The organism is Hominimerdicola alba 8 (genome assembly GCF_000178155.2).
GTDB classification, from domain to species: Bacteria; Bacillota; Clostridia; order Oscillospirales; family Ruminococcaceae; genus Hominimerdicola; species Hominimerdicola alba_C.
Map to the genome: position 1 here is coordinate 35,312 of NZ_ADKM02000123.1, position 22,447 is coordinate 57,758.

At 48.3% G+C, this 22,447-nt stretch carries 18 protein-coding genes; all 18 read left to right on the forward strand.

The annotated features are described in order from the left end of the window. Window positions 1-361 precede the first annotated feature (361 nt). The 18 genes from CUS_RS15380 (at window position 362) to ppdK (ending at window position 22,132) form a co-directional block, all read left to right on the forward strand. Window positions 362-1,084, forward strand: coding sequence for a sugar transferase (locus CUS_RS15380; protein ID WP_002852493.1), 723 nt, complete (start codon window positions 362-364; stop codon window positions 1,082-1,084). 168 nt (window positions 1,085-1,252) lie between these two features. Continuing rightward, the gene (locus tag CUS_RS15385; RefSeq protein ID WP_002852537.1) at window positions 1,253-2,392 is read left to right on the forward strand and encodes a polysaccharide pyruvyl transferase family protein; all 1,140 of its coding nucleotides are present in this window, start codon (window positions 1,253-1,255) and stop codon (window positions 2,390-2,392) included. A 13-nt stretch (window positions 2,393-2,405) separates the two neighbouring features. Further along, window positions 2,406-3,623: a Coenzyme F420 hydrogenase/dehydrogenase, beta subunit C-terminal domain gene (locus CUS_RS15390; protein ID WP_002852381.1), complete on the forward strand. Its 1,218-nt coding sequence runs from the start codon at window positions 2,406-2,408 to the stop codon at window positions 3,621-3,623. A 30-nt stretch (window positions 3,624-3,653) separates the two neighbouring features. After that, window positions 3,654-4,748, forward strand: coding sequence for a glycosyltransferase (locus CUS_RS15395; protein WP_002852424.1), 1,095 nt, complete (start codon window positions 3,654-3,656; stop codon window positions 4,746-4,748). Window positions 4,749-4,763: 15 nt separating this feature from the next. After that, complete coding sequence (locus CUS_RS15400; RefSeq protein ID WP_002852455.1) at window positions 4,764-5,927, forward strand: glycosyltransferase family 4 protein; 1,164 nt, start codon at window positions 4,764-4,766, stop codon at window positions 5,925-5,927. A 17-nt stretch (window positions 5,928-5,944) separates the two neighbouring features. After that, window positions 5,945-6,763, forward strand: a complete 819-nt coding sequence (locus tag CUS_RS15405) for a glycosyltransferase family 2 protein (RefSeq protein WP_002852532.1) — start codon at window positions 5,945-5,947, stop codon at window positions 6,761-6,763. A gap of 36 nt (window positions 6,764-6,799) precedes the next feature. After that, on the forward strand, window positions 6,800-7,762 hold the full coding sequence (locus CUS_RS15410; protein ID WP_002852487.1) for a glycosyltransferase: 963 nt from the start codon (window positions 6,800-6,802) through the stop codon (window positions 7,760-7,762). A 253-nt stretch (window positions 7,763-8,015) separates the two neighbouring features. Further along, window positions 8,016-9,482 carry an EpsG family protein gene (locus CUS_RS19925; protein WP_002852569.1) on the forward strand — a complete coding sequence of 489 codons (1,467 nt, stop codon included), beginning with the start codon at window positions 8,016-8,018 and terminating at the stop codon, window positions 9,480-9,482. Between the two features lie 105 nt (window positions 9,483-9,587). Next, window positions 9,588-11,051 carry a lipopolysaccharide biosynthesis protein gene (locus CUS_RS15420; protein ID WP_037277695.1) on the forward strand — a complete coding sequence of 488 codons (1,464 nt, stop codon included), beginning with the start codon at window positions 9,588-9,590 and terminating at the stop codon, window positions 11,049-11,051. Further along, window positions 11,048-12,247, forward strand: a complete 1,200-nt coding sequence (locus CUS_RS15425) for an ATP-grasp domain-containing protein (RefSeq protein ID WP_002852519.1) — start codon at window positions 11,048-11,050, stop codon at window positions 12,245-12,247. The genes CUS_RS15420 and CUS_RS15425 overlap by 4 nt, the downstream gene beginning before the upstream one ends. After that, window positions 12,248-13,207, forward strand: coding sequence for a hypothetical protein (locus CUS_RS15430; RefSeq protein ID WP_002852547.1), 960 nt, complete (start codon window positions 12,248-12,250; stop codon window positions 13,205-13,207). It abuts the gene before it with no gap. Then, window positions 13,207-14,484: an ATP-grasp domain-containing protein gene (locus CUS_RS15435; RefSeq protein ID WP_002852420.1), complete on the forward strand. Its 1,278-nt coding sequence runs from the start codon at window positions 13,207-13,209 to the stop codon at window positions 14,482-14,484. The genes CUS_RS15430 and CUS_RS15435 overlap by 1 nt, the downstream gene beginning before the upstream one ends. Further along, window positions 14,471-15,625: a DegT/DnrJ/EryC1/StrS family aminotransferase gene (locus CUS_RS15440; RefSeq protein WP_002852477.1), complete on the forward strand. Its 1,155-nt coding sequence runs from the start codon at window positions 14,471-14,473 to the stop codon at window positions 15,623-15,625. Before CUS_RS15435 ends, CUS_RS15440 begins: the two co-directional genes overlap by 14 nt. 390 nt (window positions 15,626-16,015) lie before the next feature. Beyond that, on the forward strand, window positions 16,016-17,104 hold the full coding sequence (locus CUS_RS15445; RefSeq protein ID WP_037277701.1) for an electron transporter RnfD: 1,089 nt from the start codon (window positions 16,016-16,018) through the stop codon (window positions 17,102-17,104). Window positions 17,105-17,117: 13 nt separating this feature from the next. Next, on the forward strand, window positions 17,118-17,642 hold the full coding sequence (locus CUS_RS15450; protein ID WP_002852575.1) for a shikimate kinase: 525 nt from the start codon (window positions 17,118-17,120) through the stop codon (window positions 17,640-17,642). Then, window positions 17,639-18,460: a hypothetical protein gene (locus tag CUS_RS15455; protein WP_002852545.1), complete on the forward strand. Its 822-nt coding sequence runs from the start codon at window positions 17,639-17,641 to the stop codon at window positions 18,458-18,460. Before CUS_RS15450 ends, CUS_RS15455 begins: the two co-directional genes overlap by 4 nt. Beyond that, window positions 18,453-19,124, forward strand: a complete 672-nt coding sequence (locus CUS_RS15460; protein WP_002852482.1) for a class I SAM-dependent methyltransferase — start codon at window positions 18,453-18,455, stop codon at window positions 19,122-19,124. Before CUS_RS15455 ends, CUS_RS15460 begins: the two co-directional genes overlap by 8 nt. A 380-nt stretch (window positions 19,125-19,504) precedes the next feature. After that, on the forward strand, window positions 19,505-22,132 hold the full coding sequence (gene ppdK, locus CUS_RS15465; protein ID WP_002852422.1) for a pyruvate, phosphate dikinase: 2,628 nt from the start codon (window positions 19,505-19,507) through the stop codon (window positions 22,130-22,132). The last annotated feature ends 315 nt before the right edge of the window (window positions 22,133-22,447 follow it).

Sequence of the window (22,447 nt, forward strand, 5' to 3'; positions counted from 1 at the left end):
ATTTTTAGCCCGATTTGTGCACAGAAGTTTGAGAAAAAATTAAAGAAATATATACTTTAGTTATAATAATCATATAAAAACTTGCTGTATTATTTATAGTGATGAAAACAGGGAAAAATATTGACTTTATCGTTTAAGTGTGCTATAATAAGGGCGAACAAGTATAATATTTAACAAAAAGTATGTATAAAAGATCAGGTAACACAGCGGCTTCTCTCAGCTTCATCAATCTTTTCGCATGCCATCGGTCTGATATGGTGAGGCGGTAAAAAGGTGTGCCATGCGCCCTTTGACCTATCCGTATACCACGCGGCGCTCCTTTGCGGTGCGGGGTAAAATTATTTAGTTATGAGGAATTTTAATGACTACTTTGAATGTGCAAACTGAAAATATCCTGAACAACAGCATCGAAGTGACCAGCTTCAATGATGCAGCTGCAGCGGAGAGGGATATAACCATATCATCATCTTCGGTGACAGACTATGAAGAAAAGCCTGTTTACGATGTGGTGAAGAGGATATGCGACATCATTTGTTCGCTGACGGCACTGCTGGTGCTTTCACCTATGATGGTGATAGTCATGGTGCTTATCATGATAGATGATTTCGGCAATCCCGTTTATACGCAGGAGAGGGTCGGCAAGGGCGGAAAGATCTTCAGGATCTACAAATTCCGTTCGATGTACAAGAAAGCCGACAAGATACGCGAAGAACTTATGGCAAGAGATGAATGCAAGGGCGCAACTTTCAAGACGAAGAATGACCCGCGCATCACAAGGATAGGTCATTTTATCAGAAAGACCTCTATCGACGAACTGCCCCAGCTGGTGAACATACTTAAAGGCGATATGTCGGTGATAGGTCCAAGACCGTTCATACCGAGAGAGCAGGCAAATCTTCCTGATGACAGACTGCTGGTGAATCCCGGTCTTTCATGTTACTGGCAGGTAGGCGGCAAAAATTCGCTGACCAAAGACGAGCAGATAGCCCTTGACAGAAAGTATGTGGCTGACCGCTCTTTAGCTGTTGATGTAAAAATAATCATAAAGACTATTCTTTTCGTGTTCAAAAACGGCAATTCATAAATCGAGAACAGAAATCGGTGCATGTCCGCTGTGATCGTGCACCGTTTTTTATGTAATTTATACTGCCTGCGAATGTAAACAAACCATCGAAAATTCACACTTTTCGTACATAAAAACACATTCAGGCGGAATAAAAGATATCTCAGGTTATCAGACAGGAGTACCGATATGAAGAAAGTTGCGGTCGTTGTATGCCCGAATATACGCAATTTCGGCAGCGTTTTACAGTCTTATGCGACGCAGAAAGCTGTTACGAAGCTGGGCTATGACAACGAATATATAAAATATACGAAAACAAAAAAGACGGCGTACAAGTACCTTATCCAACTGCTGATACCCTCGATAATGGCTGAACGCTGGTCTTTTGTTAAAAGAAAATTCTTCCAGCGAAAGAACAGCGAGTTCATCAGCAGGCGCAACAAAGTGTTCGATGCCTTTGTTGACAGATACATGACTGCTTCGCCTAAGATAGTGGGTTATGATGCGCTGAAAAAGGCGGGCAGAAACTACAGCATGGCTGTACTGGGCAGTGACCAGGTGTGGAACCCCATCAACAGCGGTTCGGATTTCTACACACTGAACTGGCTGCCGAAAAACACCAAGCGGGTCGCTTATGCGCCGAGTTTCGGGGTGTCGCATGTGCCTTTCCTGCTGGAAAAGTCCTACAAGGATTTCCTTAAGAAGTTTGACCACATATCTGTGCGCGAGATAAGGGGGCAGAAAATAGTAAAACAGCTTACGGGCGAGAAAGTCCCCGTTGTGTGCGACCCGACTATTCTCTTTAAAGCTGAGGATTGGGACGATATACTGCCCGAAAAGAATGTGACTGAGGGCAAATATATCTTCTGCTATTTTCTGGGCAACAGAAGAGAACCGCGTGAATGCGTGCTCAAACTGGCCAAAAAGACAGGTCTGCCCATCGTGATGATGCCGTTTTTCGGTGAGATATGCGAGTATGACAACAAACTCAATGCGAAATTCGCTGATGACCCCGACCCGTCAAACTTTGTAAGTGCCATAAAGAACGCGGAGTATGTCTGCACCGACTCATATCACGGCACAGTATTTTCTATACTGTACCACAAGAAGGTCATGGTGTTCAGGCGGCACAGCGCCGACAGCAGCAAAAACACTTTTTCAAGACTGGAATCGCTGCTTTCCATCGCGGGCATGAAAGACCGTATCGTCAATGATGTCTGGGAAGACAGATTTATAACCGACAGCACCGACTATGCTGAGGTGGATAAAAATATAGAAAAACTTAGAAAGTATTCGTGGAACTATCTTTCAAAGTCACTGAAAAACTGAGCGGGTGACCATAATGGATATATCAGAACTGGTAAAAAAAGACTGTTGCGGCTGTTCTGCCTGCATGAACAGCTGTCCGAAAGACTGCATAAAGATGAAGCCCGATAAAGAGGGCTTTTCATACCCTGTCACCGATGCCGCGAAGTGCATCGACTGCGGGCGCTGCACCAAAGTCTGTCCCGTACTCAACAAAAACAAAACAGACGACCGACCGAAGGCTTATCTCGTAAGGCACAGGAATGACGACCTCAGAAAGACCTCGACTTCGGGAGGATTTTTCGCGGCAGCTGCTGAGTTCGTGCTTAAAGAGGGCGGCTGCGTTTTCGGCGTTGGTTTTGACGAGAATTTCAGGGTACGCCACAGCTTCATAGAAAGTATGGAGGATATAAAGCAGTTCAACCGCTCGAAATATGTGCAGAGCGATGTGGGGTTCAGCTACCGCAAGGTGAAGGAGTTCCTTGCAGGCGGCAGAAAAGTGCTTTTCACAGGCACTCCCTGTCAGGTCGAAGGTCTGCTGAATTATCTCGGACGGGACTATGATGAACTCTATACGATGGATATAATCTGCAAGGGCGTGCCCTCACCGAAATTCTGGCGCAAATATCTGCACTGGCAGAAAAAGCGCAGCGGCAAGGAGATACGCGAGGTAAGGTTCCGCGAAAAGACCTACGGATACGGCAGCACAACGATGCGTGTAGTGTTCGATGACGGCAGCGAATATGACGAACCCTACGATGTTGACCCCATGCTGCAATTCTACAGCAAAGAGATGATATCTCGCCCGTCATGCTATAACTGCCACTGCAAAGGCAAATTCAGGCGCAGCAGCTTCACAGCCGGTGACTACTGGTATGTCAGCGGCGCTGCCCCCCGTATGGATGACGGCATCGGCGTTTCGCAGGTATTGGTCAATAATGCTAAGGCGGCTGAGGCTTTTGAGAAGATAAGGAAAAACCTCGATGTGGAGGAACTGGATTTCGATAACGACAGCGCCATAAACGGCGGAATGATGGTGGCTTCGGCTAAGCCAAGCCCGCGCCGCGACGAAATGTTCGCTGATATAGACGAACTTTCGGTACATGGTCTGCAAAAGAAGTACTTCCCATCGACTTTCAAGCTGAAAAACAGGATAAAACGGCAGATACGCCCCATCATGTACAACATGGGCATACTTAAGCTGTATAAGAAAATGGCAAGAAAAAAACAGAGCGAGAAAGCGGCAAAAGGCTAGTTTTCACGCTTTTCGGAGGAATGTTCGCACATGAAAAAGGTATCGGTGTATACACGAGGCTTCACCCACGCGGCAAGCTATTACAGGATATTGCAGTATACCGAAAAGATAAAGGACGCTAAGATAACCAACAGGTTCACCGTGACCGATAAGATGTACCGAAGCTATACCGATGCGCCCACTCTTATAAACAAGATAAGATATCACCTTATGATATTTTTCAGAAATCTGGCAAACTTTGCGGCTGATATGGCATCTAAGCCCGACACTGTCGTGATATCACGCGCGGCTGTGCCGAAAGTCTGCTTCTTTCCGCTGAGTTTCATGTATGAGCGGGTGCTGAAAAATTCAAAGGTCATATGGGATTTCGATGACGATATCTTCGGCATAAACGAGATAACAAAGGCTGAGGCAAGGCTTTTGCAGAAGTACAGCAGTGAGATAATAGTCACGAGCGATTATCTGAAAAATATGCTGAACAAAAAGTGCCGCAACAAAGTCACGATGCTTCCTACTACCGACGGTGACCTTATCGTTGATGAAGAAACAGGCAGGAACAGCCAGCGTGCAAAAACTTATGACAAGAAGATAAATATCCTCTGGGTGGGGGCATCTTCGGGGCTGAAACACATGAACAACGTGGTTGGCGCTCTCGATAAGGCGGCTGAGGAAGTCAGGGCAAAGACGGGCAAGACCGTCATACTGACCGTGATATGCAACCTGCCGCTGAAATACGATGCGAAACATCTGAAAATAAGGAATATCCGCTGGGCGAGGGATATCGTCCGCGATGAGATGCTTAAAGCACACATCGGCATAATGCCGCTTCTGAACATCAAACGTTCAATGGGCAAGGGCGGCTTCAAGCTGGTACAGTATATGTCTGCGGGTCTGCCTTCCATAGCATCTGCAATAGGCTATAACGAAAATGTGGTGGCTGACGGCGAAACAGGTTATCTGGTAGATGACACCGAAAGCACCGACTGCTGGGCAGATGCAGTGATGAAGCTGTCCTCTGACCGCGAAAGATGGGAGAGATTCAGCAAGGCATCGGCTGAAAAATGGGAGGAGGATTTCTCGTTTGAGAGAAACCTTGACTTCTGGCGCAGGGAACTTTCAGAATAAAGGAGCTAACTTTTAATGAAACTGGTTTTTATCCACGACGGTCCGCTGTTCTATGACAAAGAGGGCAATTACTATGAGTTCGCATATCATGAACTTTATGAGAGATATTCCTATCTGGCGGACGAGATAACCTTCCTGATAAGAACTAAACCCGTCGAGGGCAAGAGTTTTACGCCTGTTCCGCCGCAGATAAAGGTGATAAGCGTGCCGAACTTCAAAAGCCCGAAAACTATACTGGTAAACAAGCCGAAGGCTGAAAAGATAGTCGAAAAATGCGTGCGCGAGAACGACTATTTCGTGCTGAGGACACAGAGTTCCATAGCACAGCTGGCTGTAAAATACATAAGAAAATACCATAAACCATACATCGTCGAAAGCGTGGGCTGTTCGTGGGACAGCTACTGGAATCACGGTCTGCTGGGCAAGGCTGTAGCGCCGTATATGTATTTCAAGACCCGCAGTATCATCTCACAGGCTAAGTATGTGTACTATGTTACAGGCAAATTCTTACAGCACCGTTATCCCACTAAGGGCGTTACGGTAAGCTGTTCAAACGTTGTTATAAATGCGCCGAAGAGCGAAACGCTTGAAAAGCGCCTTGCCAGGCTGGATGGCTTTGATGCCCGCAAAAAGCTGGTGCTGGGCACTGCGGCGGCTCTCGATACCCGCTATAAGGGTCAGGAACATGTGATAAGGTCGATAAAGGCGCTGACAGATAAGGGATATGATGTGGAATACCGTCTGGCGGGCGGATTCAACGGCGCTCAGCCCGACTACTTCCTGCGTGACCTTGCTAAAGAACAGGGCGTGCTTGACAGAGTAAAGTTCGTGGGCAATCTTTCGGCTGACAAGATGCCTGAATTCTATGACTCGCTGGATATCTACGTACAGCCCAGCAAGCAGGAGGGTCTGCCCCGCGCTGTCATAGAGGCGATGAGCAGAGGTTGTCCCGTCATCGGCACAAGCATCGCGGGCATACCCGAACTTATACCGAAAGTCTGCCTTTTCAGAAAGGGCAGTGACGAAGAGGTAGTCAAAGCGGTCGAACGCATGATGAAAGTCGATCTGAAAAGGCTTGCAAAGCGTAATTTCAATAAATCTAAGGAATTCAGCAGAGAAAAGCTGATAAAGAAGCGCGAGGCTTTCTATGACATATTCCTCGCTGAATACAGAAAATAAACAGGGTGGTTAGTTTTATGGCTCACGCCGCAGGGATAGTGCTCTACAACCCCGATATCAACAGGCTGGAGGAGAATATTTCAGCCATAAGCCCGCAGGTGGGCGAACTGATACTCGTTGACAACGGCTCAAAAAACATTGATGAGATAAATGAACTGAGAGCAAAGTATCAGAATATAACTTATATACGTAATGACGATAATCTCGGCATCGCAAAGGCGCTGGCGCAGATAATCGACAAAGCCGATGAACTGGGCGCAGAATGGGTGCTGACACTGGATCAGGACACTGTATGCAAGGCTGATATCATTGAACGGTATGACAGCTTTGCAAGCCGCGCTAAGGACAATGTGGCGATAATAACTTCAAAATACGAAGACCGCAGTGTGAAGGTGGATTTCGGGCTGACAAAACCGTATGAGAAAGTGGATTTCTGCATAACTTCGGGCGCATTCAACAACGTGCGCTGTATAAAAGCGGTGGGCGGTTTTGATGAGAAACTGTTCATCGACATGGTGGACTACGACATCTGCTATGCACTGGTACGCGGCGGATACAAGATAATAAGGCTGAATTACACAGGCTTCCTGCACGAAGTGGGCAGGAGCGTCACAAAGAGGTTTTTCGGCAAGGATATAATAATCTTCAATCACTCGCCTTTGAGAAAATACTACTGGGTGCGCAACAGCATCTACCTTAAGCGCAAGTACAGACTGGGTATCAAAGCCGATGTGAGGGTCATCAAGCGCATGGTGCAGACTGTGCTTTATGAGAATGACAAGTTCCATAAACTGAAAAGCATGTTCAAAGGCGTGCTGGACGGTTACAGACTTTGATGACCGCATAAACTTATAAACGAGGGGAGAAAACAAATGGCTGCCTTAGTGACAGTTGGCGTGCTCAGCTTTAACCACGAAAAATGGCTCCGTCAGTGCCTTGACAGCATATGCACCCAGAAAACAGACTTTGAGTACAAAGTGTTCGTCCATGAAGACTGCTCGACTGACGGTTCAAAGGCTGTGGTGCAGGAGATGGAAGAGAAATACCCCGATAAGATAGAGGTGCTGTATCAGGAGAAAAACCAGTACAGTCAGGGGATAAATATAGTACAGAGGTATGTGATACCCGCCCTTAAGTCAAAGTACTTCGCTATATGTGAGGGCGATGACTACTGGTGCGATGACAGAAAATTACAGAAACAGGTGGATTTTCTTGAAGCGCACCCCGAATGCAACCTCTGTTTTCACAACGCAAAGGTCGTTGATACCGACGACAATTTTATAAAAAATTTCTACCCGCGCAAGATGTGGAACGACAAAAAACTGCTGAGTGCGCTGGAAAAGCCTGAGGGTGCAGACCTCACTGTTGAGGACCTGATAAGGCTTGACTTCACGCCGACCGCTTCCACTGTCGGCAGGACCGAGAACCTGCGTCAGCTTTTGGATTTTTCCACCACGCTTGACCTGCTGGTAAGGCTGGTGACCACTTATGACGGCACAGCCCACTACATGAATGAGATAATGAGCGCTTACAGGACGAACAATCCACACTCGGCATCAGGTTCGATAAGGACTTCGCCCGAAAAGCTGAAAAAGAATTTTCTCGACAAGCATGCAAGCCTGCTGAGAGAGTTCGATGAATATACAAACGGTAAATTCCACAGTGAGATAGAACACCAGATAAAGCGCAAAGAACTGATATATCACCAGCATCTCGGTGACCTTAAGGCTATGAAAGCCACAGGTGTATACAAAGAATTGATACCGTATGAAAAACTCAAATATGAGGTAAAGGACAAACTGCCCTTTATCATGAAACTTAAAGGGAAAAAATAACAGGCGTGCTGCCTGCGCCGCCGCTTGCAGTTAAAAGGCGGCAGCAAAGCAAGATCGGCTGACAAGCTCACATATGCGCTGAAAGCACAGCCGCAAAACAAAAAAGATAAGCCGCGCTCTTGAAATGAGCCGACAAAAAGGGTAAACTTGATATGACTATCCCCGCTCGTATATCGGGGAACATACGTAATTATAATACCGCAAGGTCCAGCGCCCGCGCGGTTGACATATAAAGACAATTAGGAGAGTTTTAATGAGTATTGGGGAAAGCACAGCCTTATATCTATTGGTCTTTCTGCTTACATGCTTCTTTACAAATCTTGCAGAAAACAAATTCAAATATAACAAAAAACTGATCGCGTTCCTGTTTTCGGCGGTGGCGATACTGATACCGTCGCTGCTGGCAGGTGTGCGTGCTGATACCGTCGGCAAAGATGTTCTCGAATATGCAGTGCGTACCTTTGAACTGGCGGAAAAGTCTGATAATTTCGCCTACATGAAAGAATACACCACCGAACCGCTGGGCTATTCGTTCATGGCATATATCACCTCGCGGTATTTCCACGATACAGGTTACTTCCTGTTCGTGTCACAGTTTATGGTAATACTGCCCGTGTACATAGCGGCATATAAGTTCCGCAAGGATTACCCGATGTGGCTGCCTATCTGTACGTATATGTTCCTGTTCTACAACAGTTCATTCAACATAATGAAGCAGAGCGTTTCATGTGCATGGGTGATGCTGTGCTACTGTTTTATAAAAGAACACAGGTGGATAAAGGCAATACTTGTCTTCCTGCTGTCTACGACATTCCACAACTCGGCTTTTATAGGACTGCTGTTCGTGCTGATGGCAATGTTCATCAACCGAAAGGAGAAGCATATGTCTGTGATGGTCATGCCATCGCCCGACATGATAGGCAAGCAGCCCGATATGGCAGGCAAACAGCAGCCGCCCGCAGCCGCAGGCAGACCGCCTGTCAGGAATGCTTCATTCGTTCCCCGTTCGAGAAGACTTCGCCCGCCGAGAGGTGTTATGTCAAGGCGAAGAAACATGCCCATGCCGCGCAACGCAAGACAGATGCAGCCGCCCCGCGCTCCGATGGTCATGAAAACAAGAAACGGCAGGGGACGTCCCCAAAGGTATGCAACGCCTGTGCTCATCCCTGAGAGAAGACGCTCGCAGATTTCAAATGTAGTCATCATACTGCTGTTCCTTGTCATCATACTCAACCTGAAGAGCATAAGTACGTTCATGCTTGAACATTCGCTGCTGCCCGAGAAGTACACACGTAACATCAATGCGGTTTTCGATGTTACACAGGCAGTTTACCTCAGACTTCACGGTTTCAACTTCCACGTTTTCTATGACTGGGTATTCCGTATACTGTTCGTGATAGTTCCTATCATAGCGCTCAGGAATGTCGATAAAAGTTCCGAAGCTGACCCGAATGTCAAGACGATAGCGTTGATAGGCGCAGCTTTCTACACCTACATGCTGCTGATGTTCAAGACCGTTTACGGCGCACGTATCTCGGTGTACTGTGACTTTTTCCAGATACTTCTGGTGCCGATGCTGTACCGCACTTTCAAACTGCGCAACTGGCAGGAAAAGTTTGGCGCGGGTGCAGTTATGGTGGGCTTTATGATGACACACTGGTATGTAATGATAATGATATACGGTTCATCGGCATCAAACCACTTCCAGTTCAGATTTTAACAGTTGGCTGTAACAGGTGATCGGGGCAGGACAGATACGCTCCTGCCCCCGAAAACTGTGCTTTCAGCCCTTGCCGCAAAAGGCATAAAAAGGAGAAATGCTTTCTTGAAACCAAGTTCACAGACCGAAAATTCGGTAGTTATAAAGTCACTGGCGTTCAAGTTCCTTGAACGTGCAGGATATCAGGGCATAGCTTTCGTGGTGCAGCTGGTGCTGGCGCGTATCATCCCGACTAAAGAATATGGTATGCTGGGACTGCTGACCATATTCATCAGCATATCGCAGGTGTTCGTGCAAAGCGGTCTTAATACAGCCCTTATCCAGCGCAAAGATGTGACCGAGAACGATTATTCATCAATTTTTTATGTGAGCCTTCTCATATCAGTGGTACTTTATATAGTTCTGTTTTTAACAGCACCATTCATAGCAGCATTTTATGAGATGCCCAGACTTGAACCTTTGCTGAGGGTGCTGGCGCTGGTGCTGATACCCGGTGCTTTCAACTCGATACAGAATGCCAAAGTCGCAAGGGAGATGCGCTTCAAGGAACTGATGTTCTGCACCATCGGCGCAGTTCTCATCTCAGGTACAGTGGGCATAGTTATGGCACTGAAAGGCATGGGCGCATGGGCGCTGGTAGGTCAGCAGCTTACCAGCCGTGTGGCGATATGTATACTGCTGCTGCTGATAGTCAAGTGGCGTCCGAAGCGGGTGTTTGAATGGAACAGGGTGAAAATGCTGTTCGGATTCGGCTGGAAGTTGATGATATCTGCACTGATAGATGTTATCTTCCGTGAGATGCAGGGTCTTGTGATAGGCAAGAAATATAAGCCTGAAAAACTCGCTTACTACAATCAAGGCAAACGTTTCCCCGATATCATAATAAGCAATGTGAACGGCTCGATACAGAGTGTCATGCTTCCTGCGCTCTCAAAGCACAACGGCGACAACGAAAAGGTCAAGAGCATGATGCGGCGTTCGATAGTAACCAGTTCCTTCCTGATATTCCCATTATGTATGGGACTGGCAGTTATAGCACCGCCGATGGTGCACCTCGTACTGACCGATAAGTGGATGCCCTGTGTGCCTTTTTTGCAGGCTTACTGCTTCGTGTACGCATTCTGGCCTATACATACAGCCAATTTGCAGGCGCTCAATGCGCAGGGCAGAAGTGACATGTTCTTAAAACTGGAAGTCATCAAAAAGGCTTACGGATTGGGATCACTGGTCATCACAGTATTTTTCTTCAAAACACCGCTGGCGATAGTGCTGGGTCAGTGTGTTACCACACTGCTGTCATGCTTCGTGAACGCATCGCCAAACAAAAAACTGCTGGGCTACGGCTATAAAGAGCAGATGGCGGATATACTGCCGTCGCTGGGCATAGCAGTGATAATGGGCGCAGCAGTGTATTCGATAAACTTCCTTAAACTGAGCGATGTGCTGACACTGCTGATACAGCTCCCGCTGGGAGTGGCGGTATATGCGGGTCTGGCAAAATATTTCAAGCTGGAATGCTTTGAATATATCCTTAACATGGGAAAAAAGGTTCTGAAAAGAGGCAGATGAGATTGAAAAAAATTCTGATGCTGGGCGGTTCGGCACAGCAGATAGTTGCAATAGAAACGGCAAAGCGTCTGGGCTATTACACGGTGGTGTGCGATTACCTCACCGATAATCCCGGACAGTATGTCTGCGACAAGTTCTACCTTGTGAGCACCACTGACAAAGAGGCAGTGCTTGAAGTCGCAAAAGCTGAAAATATCGATGGGGTCATAGCCTACGCCTCCGATCCCGCCGCACCTACGGCGGCTTATGTTGCCCAAAAGCTGGGTCTGCCCACAAATCCCTACAGTGCGGTGGATATACTGTGCAACAAGGATAAATTCAGGGCTTTTCTGGCAGAAAACGGCTTTGACTGTCCGGATGCAAAAAGCTATACCTGTGAGGCTGATGCCCTCGCTGACAAGGAGAACTTCGACTACCCCATAATTATGAAGCCTGTTGACTCTTCGGGCAGTAAGGGTGTTACGATACTCAAAGACAGCGCAGGCTACGAAGACGCGGTAAAATTCGCATTCTCTTTCTCACGCGCAAAGAAGATAATAGCCGAAAAGTTCATAGTCAACAAATACAGCACCAACATCGGCGGCGATATCTTTATAAATGACGGCAAAGTCATCATCTGGGGTCTTATGAACTGTTTTCGCGGACATTCTCCAAATCCCCTTGTACCCGGCGGAGAAGTCTTCCCCGCAAAACTCACCGATGAAGAGATGCAGAAAGCTAAGGACACACTGCAAAACATGGTCACAAAGCTGGGGCTTGTAAGCGGCTGTGTCAATGTGGAACTGATGCTGGATAACGATGGCAGAGTCTACCTGATAGATATCGGTCCCCGCGCGGGCGGCAACATGATACCAATACAGCTGAGCGCCATCTTCGGCGTTGATATAGTTGAGATGTCAGTGCTGGCGGCTATGGGCGAAAAGCTGGATGTCAAGCCCGAAATAGTCATACCGTACTGCGCCCACTATGTACTGCATTCCGACAGGGACGGCATCTACAGGGGCATTGAGTTCGCTGAGGAGATAGAGGGAAATATTTTCCGCAAAGCACTGTATAAAAATGACGGCGACACCGTAGAACGCTTCGACAACGCCGCTAAAGCGCTGGGCATAATCTTCCTCAGGTTTGACAGCGAAAAAGAGATGTATGACAAGATGGACCGTATGAACGAGTATATTAAGGTGGTTCTGGATTAAATGAAAGAGATAGGCGGATATATCGAATTTGAAAGCTATTACGGCACGCTGTACCACGAGGGCGCGGTAAAACTCAACTGCGGCAGGAATTGTCTTGCATACCTTATTGAAGCCTGCGGCATAAAGCAGATAAGGCTCCCGTATTTTCTTTGCAGTTCGGTGAAAAATCTGTGTGCAAAATACGGCGTAAAGGTCGGTTTTTACCGCATCGATGAGGCTTTCAGACCTGTCATTGAAGATGCGCCCGGGGCTGATGAATGGCTGTATATCGTAAACTACTACGGTCAGCTGACAAATGACGAGATAGCGGCATACAAGCGCAAATTCGGTCGGGTCATCACCGATAATTCGCAGAGTTACTTTCAGCGCCCCGCATCGGCAGATGTGCCGACACTTTACACCTGCCGCAAATACTTCGGCGTGCCTGACGGTTCGTTCCTTTACACCGACAAAAGGCTTGAACGTGAACTGACTGCCGATGAAACTTTCGAGCGTATCCACTACATTCTCGGCAGATTTGAAAGAAGTGCAGGCGAGTTTTATAAGGAGTCTGCCGACAACAACAAGTTCTTTGCCGATGAACCGATAAAGCAGATGTCAAAGCTGACAGAAGACCTGCTGAGGTCTTTTGAATATGAGCGTATCATCGCCCGCAGAACGGAGAATTTCAGATACCTGCATGACAGGCTGGGCGGCATAAACAAATTGGCGCTGACGGTGCCTGAGGGGGCTTTCATGTACCCGCTGTACCTTGAAAACGGCGCTGAGGTCAAAAAGGCGCTGTGTGCGGCTAAGATATTCGTGCCCACCCTCTGGGGCGATGTATTTGAAAGCTGTGACGAAAACAGCCTTGAATACGATTATGCGAAAAATATCGTCCCACTGCCCATCGACCAGAGATATGACAGTGAAGACATGGATATCATCATCGCGAAACTGGAAAAGGAAGGAGTCCTGTGATGGAACTTAAAGGTAAAAGACTGCTGATACTCGGCGCGACTAATGTCGAGATAGAGATAATAAACGAAGCTAAAAAGCTGGGCGTGTACACCATAGTCACAGATAACCACACCGACTGGTCACTGGCACCTGCAAAGTATGTGGCTGATGAAGCCTACGACATAAGCTGGTCTGACATTGATGCGCTGGAAAAGATATGCAGGGACAGAAATGTGGACGGCTGTCTGGCAGGCTACAGCGAACGGCGTGTCGAGTGCCTGACGGCGCTCTGCAAAAGAATGGGCTTTTACTGCTACACCGAAGATGCCGATCTGGAAGTGATATTCAGTAAGGATAAATTCCGCGAGGCATGTGTGAATGCAGGCATACCTGCAACTGCCGCATACAGCATCAACGATGAAAATATTGTTTTCCCCGTGATAGTCAAGCCTGTTGACAATGCGGGAAGCAGAGGTGTATCCGTCTGCAAAGACCGCGATGAACTGAACAGGGCATACGAAGCCGCCTGCAATAGTTCCGTAAGCGGCAGGGCGATCATCGAGGAATTTCTCGATGGTGATGATCCGAGATACGAACCTGTCTTTTTCTATACCATACACAACGGCACAGCAACACTTTCAAATTCGCTTGACAGGATCATGGTAGATTTCGGCTTCGGCGGCGGTATGATAAAACAGGCTGTCGGAAATGTCTACCCCTCCAAATATCTTGACGGCTTTATGGAAAAGCAGGACAGACAGTTCAGGGAACTGTTCAGTTCACTGGGCATGAAAAACGGCTACGCGCTGATGCAGGGCAAGATGAAAAACGGCAGTTTTGTCTGTGTTGATCTCGGTTTCAGGCTTGAAGGTTCGCTTTCCTTCCATTACTCAGACTTTATCAACGGCATGAACGTTGTGCAGATGATGATACGCCACGCGCTGACAGGGACGATGGGTGACGACCGTCTTATCGATGAAAAAGACGACCCCCGCTTTGCAAAACACGGTGTAACGGTCACCCTGCTTGCCACAAAAGGCACTATCGCAAGCATCAGCGGACTGGACGAGATAAGCCGCGAAGAATGCGTTATCTATGTTTCGCAAAAAATGCGCGAGGGTACTGTTTGTACACGGCTTGCGGATTATTCGCAGGTGTTCGGGCGTATTTATCTTTGCTCGGATAACAAGCAGGAACTTATCCGCACGATAGACAAGATTTACAGCACAGTAAAAGTCCTTGATAAAGACGGTAACAATATGCTGATAGGGAGATACGATGCAAATGAACTCAAATGACAAGAATTATACGGGCATGATAGATAAATTCGTGACAGGCAAGATACTGGTGACACGTTCATCGATGCCCGCTTATGAGGAATACTGCGAAGAGATAAAGGACATCTGGGACACCCGCTGGCTGACCAACATGGGTCCCAAGCACAAGAAATTTCAGGAGGAACTGAAAAGTTATCTGGGTGTTGAGATGATAGACCTGCTGACAAACGGTCACATGGCGCTGGAACTTACCATGCAGGCGCTTGGGCTGACAGGTGAAGTGATAACCACGCCTTTCACATTCGCTTCCACCACACACGCCATCGTCAGGAACGGGCTGACACCTGTTTTCTGCGATATCAACCCCGATGACTTCACCATAGATGTGACCAAGCTGGAGTCGCTGATAACCGACAAGACTTCCGCCATAGTGCCTGTGCATGTTTACGGCAACGTGTGCAATATCGAAGAGATACAGCGCATAGCCGACAAGTACGGTCTTAAGGTCATATACGATGCGGCGCACACTTTCGGTGAAAGCTACAAGGGTCAGGGAATAGGCTCTTTCGGTGATGTTTCCTGTTTCAGCTTCCATGCCACAAAGGTGTTCAACACCATCGAGGGCGGCGCGGTGTGCTTTAAGGATAAGGCTTTCGGTGACAAGATATACGACCTGAAAAACTTCGGCATACACGGTCCCGAAATAGTTGAGTCGGTGGGCGCGAATGCAAAGATGAACGAATTCTGCGCGGCTATGGGGCTTTGCAACCTGCGCCACGTAGATGAAGAGATAGCAAAGCGCAGGGCAGTGGTAGAGCGATATCACGAAAGACTTGATAACATCGATGGCATAAGACTCAACAAAGTGGGCAAGGATGTCAAGCCAAATTACGCCTATCTGCCCGCTGTATTTGACGCTGAAAAGTTCGGCTGTGACCGCGATGAAGTCTTTGACGAACTGGCAGGTCACAACATTTTCGCGAGAAAGTATTTCTACCCGCTTACCAACACATTTGAGTGCTTCGCGGGCAAGTACGACCCCGCTGAAACTCCTGTGGCGCTGGATATCAGCAAGAGAGTGCTGACACTGCCCCTCTATGCAGACCTCACCGCAGAACAGGTGGATATCATCTGCGATATCATCATATCCTGCAAGAAATAAGTATATCCACAGGCTGATGCCCGCGCGGGTGTCAGCCTTTTTGTATAATTATAATATATGACTATCCCTTTAGCACACCGGCTGAAAATGCGGTAAACAGAAAGATATCCGCCAACCACTTTAAGTTCTGCTATAGCAATCCAACTTTTTAAATTCACAAAATCCAGTCGCAAAAGCTGGGATCTATGGATTTTGTGACTGGATTTTGTCTGAATTTTAAGGCGGATTGCTATAGATCGCTGTTTTTTGTGGTGTATCAGCGGGATAACCATATTGTATAATTTTCCATTCGGTCAAAAAAAGCCCTTGACAGAATGGTACTGTACATTATATAATATGAATATCCGCAGTATTGCGGCACAAAGGTTCTATAAAACGGAGGATATGATAATGGATATAAAAATACCCGCAGGCAAAAAACTGATAACTGCCGATGACAAGATGTCATACATGGGCAGGATAGACTTTTCGGACAAGACTGCACCCGCGTTCGTGTGGGCGGGTTCAAATGTGCGCATGCGCTTTACGGGAACTTCTGTCAGCGCGGCTTTGTTCAACAAGCGCTTTTTCAACAAGATGTCGCTGGGCTGCCTGATAGACGGCAAAGAGGGCAGGGCTGACTTCGGCACTGCCGATGAATGGGAGAAAGAGTATATCGTCCCGCTGGCTGAGGGTCTGGAAGAGGGCGAACATGAGATAATACTCTTCAAGCGTCAGGACGCTTCACATTACTTCAAATTCTTCGGCTTTGTCATTGACGAGGGCGGTGAGGTGCTTGACGCGCCGAAACTCCCGACACGTAAGATAGAGTGCTTCGGTGACTCGGTGTCGGCGGGCGCTGTGGTGGAAGCTATGGACTGTGTGGGCAGCAGCGACCCCGAAAACACTGAGGGCATATACGACAACGCATGGCACAGCTATGCCGCCATAACCGCAAGAAATCTGGGCGCACAGCTGAACGATACCGCACAGGGAGGTATAGCCATATTCGATAATACAGGCTGGTATCATGCCCCGAACTTCATCGGCATGGAAACTGCCTATAACAAGCTGTTTTATTTCCCCGATGGCGAAAAGGGCTATACCGACTGGGACTTCTCGGCGTACATACCCGATGTGGTCATCTTCGCGGTGGGACAGAACGACCAGCACAACGAAGCTGACGGCGACCCCGATATAAACGACCCCGCTTTCCGCACACGCTGGAAAGAGCGTTACAAGGACATCATAAAAGACCTTATGGCAAAGTACCCCCGCGCAGACTTCGTGCTGACGCTGACAGTCCTAAACCATGACCCCGAATGGGATAAAGCGATAGACGAGATAGCGAATGAACTCGATGATGAGAGGGTCAGCCACTTCATGTTCAAGCGAAGCGGCAGGGCTACGCCGGGTCACCCAAGACTCAGCGAACAGTACGAAATGGCGACCGAGCTGACAGCATACCTTTCAGGCAAGGGCGACAAACTCTGGGAATAAGGCAGGAGATATTATGATACCGATTTTTTTGTGCGGCTTTATGGGCTGCGGTAAAAGCACAGTCGGCAGGATAGCCGCAAAAAGGCTGAAATGTCAGTGCATAGACCTCGATGACTACATAGAGGAACAGGAGGGAATGTCCATACCCGTAATATTTGAGCAAAAAGGCGAGCCGTACTTCCGTGAAAAGGAAACGCAGGCGCTGGCGGCTTTCAGGGATATAGGCGGCATCGTGGCGACAGGCGGCGGCGCTCTGCTTTCCGACCTGAACGGCGAAACTGCAAAAAATGCGGGCATGGTGGTGTTCATCGACACCGATTTTGACACCTGCTACGACAGGATAAAGGACGACCCTCACCGCCCCATAGCGGCAAGTTCCACCCGCGAACAGCTGAAAGCAAGGTTCGATGACAGACACCCGAAATATCAGGCGCACTCGCACTTCACCATAGCGGGCGGCTATCCGCCGCTGGTGATAGCCGTAAAGATAGAACGGCTGTACAGGAAATTCATAAAAGATATGGAGGGACAGCATTGAACAATAACGAAAACATCCCGAACATGCAGGGTATGCAGAATACGCCGAACAGTACGGTCATAGGCGAGTCAAACCCGAAAATTTCAGGCGGCGCAGTTGCGATGTGGATGATAGCAGCGGTCTTCCTTATACCGATCATAATGGCTATCGTCTATCTGGACGGTATAGCTGAGGTGATATTTTTCCTGTTCGTGGCATCATTCCCAACCATTGCAGGGTTTGCAGTGCAGATAGACTTTAAAAATAAAGCGCGTAATACTATACTGGTATCTGAGGGAAACTGCATCATATACGGTGCTAAACCAGCAAAGCGCAAAGACCCGCCCGTACCCACCGAACTTCCCTACGAAGCCGTAATGAACATCAGGGTAAAGCCGAACATGCTCAGAAGTATAAACGGCGACACAGTTGAACTTTATCTGCCCAACACCATGCTGACATTCAACCATATCACCAACGCTCCGCAGATAGTCATGGCTATCAGAAACAGGGTCGAGGCGGTAAAAGGTCCCATGCCGATATACGGCTACGGCGTTATGCCATATGGTCAGCCCGCTTACGGGCAAATGCCATATGGTCAGCCCGCTTACGGACAGGCACCATACGGTCAGCCTGCTTACGGACAGGCACCATATGCTCAGCCGAATTACGGACATGCGCAGTATGGTCAGCCGCAGTTTACAGCTTATGCGCCTGTCCCGCCCGAACAGCAGTACCCCATGCAGAACGTATACCCGCAGGCTGATAGCCAGCAGAATACCGAAAACAAGCCGCAGGTCAGCCTGAACAAAAACGGCGGAGAGGACATCTATGGATAAAAGACTGCTGACATGTGCCGCGCTGTGCAAAGGCAGACGCATTGCCGATATAGGCACCGATCACGGCTATCTGCCATGCTATATGGCGGCTGAGGGTCTGTGCGACAGCGCTCTTGCCTGCGATACCGCTCCCCTGCCGCTTGAAAGCGCCAAAGCGCATATCGCTGAGAACCACCTGGAAAACAAAGTCACAGCCATACTTTCGGACGGGCTGGATAAAGTCCCGCGCGAGGGGCTGACCGACATCGTGATAGCGGGCATGGGCGGCGAACTCATCTCAGCCATACTGGAAAAATGCGGCTGGCTGAAAAGCGCCGAACCTCCCATAAACCTTGTGTTACAGCCCATGACCAAATGGGACACCCTGCGCCGCTGGCTGTATGACAACAACTTCCTTGTGACCGAAGAACGCGCCTGCCAAAGCGGTCGTTTTGTCTACTCTGTTATGCAGGCACATTATACGGGCGAAAGACCGCCTTATCCCTGTGACCTGAGATACCTTTACTGCGGTATGGTGACAGCTGATACCGATGACGGCAGAGAATATCTTCTTCGGCAGTCAAAACGTCTTGAAGCCGCCGCCAAAGGCAAAGAAGCATCGGGCGACAGCAAGACAGCGCTTGATATGCGCACACTGGCAGGGGATTTAATTCATAATTCATAATTATTGACATGAACTATAGAATGCCGTTTCAGCGAGCAATTCTCAAATGATCGTGCGTGGACGAAACTTTCGTTCACGCTTTTTTTGTGCAGAAAACTCATTTTTATGTGCAAGCCAACGCCCTCCCAAAACTGTACACCACCCATGTCAACTTGTCGAAAATCAAAAAACTTGTCCTAAAAGTCCATTAATAGGACTGTTTTGTGAAAAGTGCATAGAATTGTCATGTAAATATTGTAGAATATTTTTCGGTGTAAATTAGGCATAAAGTATGGTAATTTTGGGTGAAATCTGTTATAATATATTTACGACCGTGATTGTCGGCGCAAGGCTGTGCAATAAGACGGGAATTCAAAATAATTTATGGAGGTAGATAACCTATGGCAACAAAGTATTGCTATCTCTTCTCTGAGGGTAATGCCAACATGAGAGAGCTGCTCGGCGGTAAGGGCGCTAACCTGGCTGAGATGACCAACATTGGTCTTCCTGTTCCCCAGGGCTTCACTATCACTACTGAGGCTTGCACACAGTATTATGAGGACGGCGGTATCTCTGAGGAGATCCAGAAGGAGATCAATGAGTATATCGTTAAGATGGAGGGTATCACCGGCAAGAAGTTCGGTGACAAGGAAAATCCTCTGCTCGTTTCCGTTCGTTCGGGCGCAAGAGCTTCGATGCCAGGTATGATGGATACTATCCTCAATCTGGGTCTGAACGAAACTGTTGTTAACACCATCGCTGAGAAGTCCAACAACCCCAGATGGGCTTGGGACTGCTACAGAAGATTTATTCAGATGTATTCTGACGTTGTTATGGAGGTCGGCAAGAAGTATTTTGAAGAGCTGATCGACAAGATGAAGGAAGAAAAGGGCGTAACTCAGGACGTTGAGCTGACTGCTGAAGACCTGAAGGTGCTGGCTGGTCAGTTCAAGGCTGAATACAAGGCTAAGATCGGCGTTGACTTCCCTGACGATCCTAAGGAGCAGCTGATGGGCGCTATCAAGGCTGTATTCCGTTCTTGGGACAACCCCAGAGCTAACGTTTACAGACGTGACAACGATATTCCTTTCAGCTGGGGTACTGCTGTTAACGTACAGTCTATGGCATTCGGTAACATGGGTGATGACTGCGGTACAGGCGTTGCCTTCACAAGAGATCCCGCTACAGGCGAGAAGAAGCTGATGGGCGAGTTCCTGACCAATGCACAGGGCGAGGACGTTGTTGCAGGCGTTCGTACTCCTATGCCTATCCAGCAGATGGCTGAGACCTTCCCTGAGGCTTTTGCACAGTTCAAGGAAGTTTGCCAGACTCTGGAGAACCACTATCACGACATGCAGGATATGGAGTTCACCGTTGAGAACAAGAAGCTCTACATGCTGCAGACCAGAAATGGTAAGAGAACTGCTCAGGCTGCTCTGAAGATCGCTTGTGACCTCGTTGATGAGGGCATGAAGACCGAGCAGGAAGCAGTTGCAATGATCGATCCAAGAAACCTCGACACTCTGCTGCACCCTCAGTTCGACGCTAAGGCACTGAAGGCTGCTGAGCCTGTTGGCAAGGGTCTGGGCGCTTCTCCCGGAGCTGCTTGCGGTAAGATCGTATTCACTGCTGACGACGCTGTTGAGTGGGCTGAAAAGGGTGAGAAGGTAGTTCTGGTAAGACTGGAAACTTCTCCTGAGGACATCACCGGCATGAAGGCTGCTCAGGGTATCCTGACTGTTCGCGGCGGTATGACCTCTCACGCTGCCGTTGTTGCAAGAGGTATGGGCGAGTGCTGCGTATCAGGCTGCGGCGACATCAAGATGGACGAAGCTAACAAGAAGTTCGAGCTGGGCGGCAAGACCTTCGTTGAAGGCGACTACATCTCCATCGACGGTACTACAGGTAACATCTATGATGGTATCATTCCTACCGTTGACGCTCAGATCGCAGGCGAATTCGGCAGGATCATGGCTTGGGCTGACAAGTACAGAACTCTGAAGGTAAGAACTAACGCTGATACTCCTGCTGACGCTAAGAAGGCTAGAGAGCTGGGCGCTGAAGGTATCGGTCTGTGCCGTACCGAGCACATGTTCTTCGAGGCTGACAGAATAGCTGCATTCAGAGAGATGATCTGCGCTGACACCGTTGAAGAGAGAGAAGCTGCTCTGGCTAAGATCGAGCCTATGCAGCAGGCTGACTTCGAGGCTCTGTATGAGGCTCTGGAAGGCTGCCCTGTTACTATCAGATTCCTGGATCCTCCTCTCCACGAGTTCGTTCCTACTGAGGAAGCTGATATCAAGGCACTGGCTGACGCTCAGGGCAAGTCCGTTGAGGACATCAAGGCTCTGATCGCTGGTCTGCACGAGTTCAACCCAATGATGGGTCACCGTGGCTGCCGTCTGGCTGTAACTTATCCTGAGATCGCTAAGATGCAGACTGCTGCTGTTATCAAGGCTGCTATCAACGTTCAGAAGAAGCACGCTGACTGGAACGTTAAGCCTGAGATAATGATCCCTCTGGTTGGCGACGTTAAGGAGCTGAAGTTCGTTAAGAAGGTCGTAGTTGAAACTGCTGACGCTGTTATCGCTGAGGCTGGTTCCGATCTGAAGTATGAAGTTGGTACTATGATCGAGATCCCAAGAGCTGCTCTGACTGCTGATGAAATCGCTGCAAACGCTGACTTCTTCTGCTTCGGTACTAACGACCTGACTCAGATGACCTACGGCTTCTCCAGAGATGACGCAGGCAAGTTCCTGGGCGCTTACTACGACAAGAAGATCTTCGAGAACGATCCTTTCGCAAAGCTGGATCAGGTCGGCGTTGGCAAGCTGATGGAAATGGCTATCAAGCTGGGCAAGCCTGTTAATCCTAATCTCCACTGCGGTATCTGCGGTGAGCATGGCGGCGATCCTACATCTGTAGAGTTCTGCCACAAGATCGGTCTGGATTACGTTTCTTGCTCGCCTTTCAGAGTGCCGATCGCAAGACTGGCTGCTGCTCAGGCTGCAATCAAAGAAAACAAGTAATTCACGACTATCTGAAAATCGGTGATCATACGCTGTTTCAGGGCGATGCGGAGAAGTACTTCAAAGCTAAGTCCGAGAAGCGTGAATTCCATAATTGGCGTGACATCCGTGTAAACGTGTATGTCTGAGCCGATAGAATAGTTAATAATAAGGCTCTCACAGTTTCGGCTGTGAGAGCTTTTTTTGTGGGGTGAAATATGGGCGTTTTATGTAAAATGCGTTTTTACCTGTGTTATGTTATAATAGATCATAGACACCCAAAATAGAAAAACAACTCTCAATATGATATAATGTTAAGTGCTAACAAAAACAAAA

Bases quoted from the DNA above. Each gene is read 5' to 3' on its own strand.
- CUS_RS15380 (WP_002852493.1), top strand. From the start codon at position 362: ATGACTACTTTGAATGTGCAAACTGAAAATATCCTGAACAACAGCATC.
- CUS_RS15385 (WP_002852537.1), top strand. From the start codon at position 1,253: ATGAAGAAAGTTGCGGTCGTTGTATGCCCGAATATACGCAATTTCGGC.
- CUS_RS15390 (WP_002852381.1), top strand. From the start codon at position 2,406: ATGGATATATCAGAACTGGTAAAAAAAGACTGTTGCGGCTGTTCTGCC.
- CUS_RS15395 (WP_002852424.1), top strand. From the start codon at position 3,654: ATGAAAAAGGTATCGGTGTATACACGAGGCTTCACCCACGCGGCAAGC.
- CUS_RS15400 (WP_002852455.1), top strand. From the start codon at position 4,764: ATGAAACTGGTTTTTATCCACGACGGTCCGCTGTTCTATGACAAAGAG.
- CUS_RS15405 (WP_002852532.1), top strand. From the start codon at position 5,945: ATGGCTCACGCCGCAGGGATAGTGCTCTACAACCCCGATATCAACAGG.
- CUS_RS15410 (WP_002852487.1), top strand. From the start codon at position 6,800: ATGGCTGCCTTAGTGACAGTTGGCGTGCTCAGCTTTAACCACGAAAAA.
- CUS_RS19925 (WP_002852569.1), top strand. From the start codon at position 8,016: ATGAGTATTGGGGAAAGCACAGCCTTATATCTATTGGTCTTTCTGCTT.
- CUS_RS15425 (WP_002852519.1), top strand. From the start codon at position 11,048: ATGAGATTGAAAAAAATTCTGATGCTGGGCGGTTCGGCACAGCAGATA.
- CUS_RS15430 (WP_002852547.1), top strand. From the start codon at position 12,248: ATGAAAGAGATAGGCGGATATATCGAATTTGAAAGCTATTACGGCACG.
- CUS_RS15435 (WP_002852420.1), top strand. From the start codon at position 13,207: ATGGAACTTAAAGGTAAAAGACTGCTGATACTCGGCGCGACTAATGTC.
- CUS_RS15440 (WP_002852477.1), top strand. From the start codon at position 14,471: ATGAACTCAAATGACAAGAATTATACGGGCATGATAGATAAATTCGTG.
- CUS_RS15445 (WP_037277701.1), top strand. From the start codon at position 16,016: ATGGATATAAAAATACCCGCAGGCAAAAAACTGATAACTGCCGATGAC.
- CUS_RS15450 (WP_002852575.1), top strand. From the start codon at position 17,118: ATGATACCGATTTTTTTGTGCGGCTTTATGGGCTGCGGTAAAAGCACA.
- CUS_RS15460 (WP_002852482.1), top strand. From the start codon at position 18,453: ATGGATAAAAGACTGCTGACATGTGCCGCGCTGTGCAAAGGCAGACGC.
- ppdK (WP_002852422.1), top strand. From the start codon at position 19,505: ATGGCAACAAAGTATTGCTATCTCTTCTCTGAGGGTAATGCCAACATG.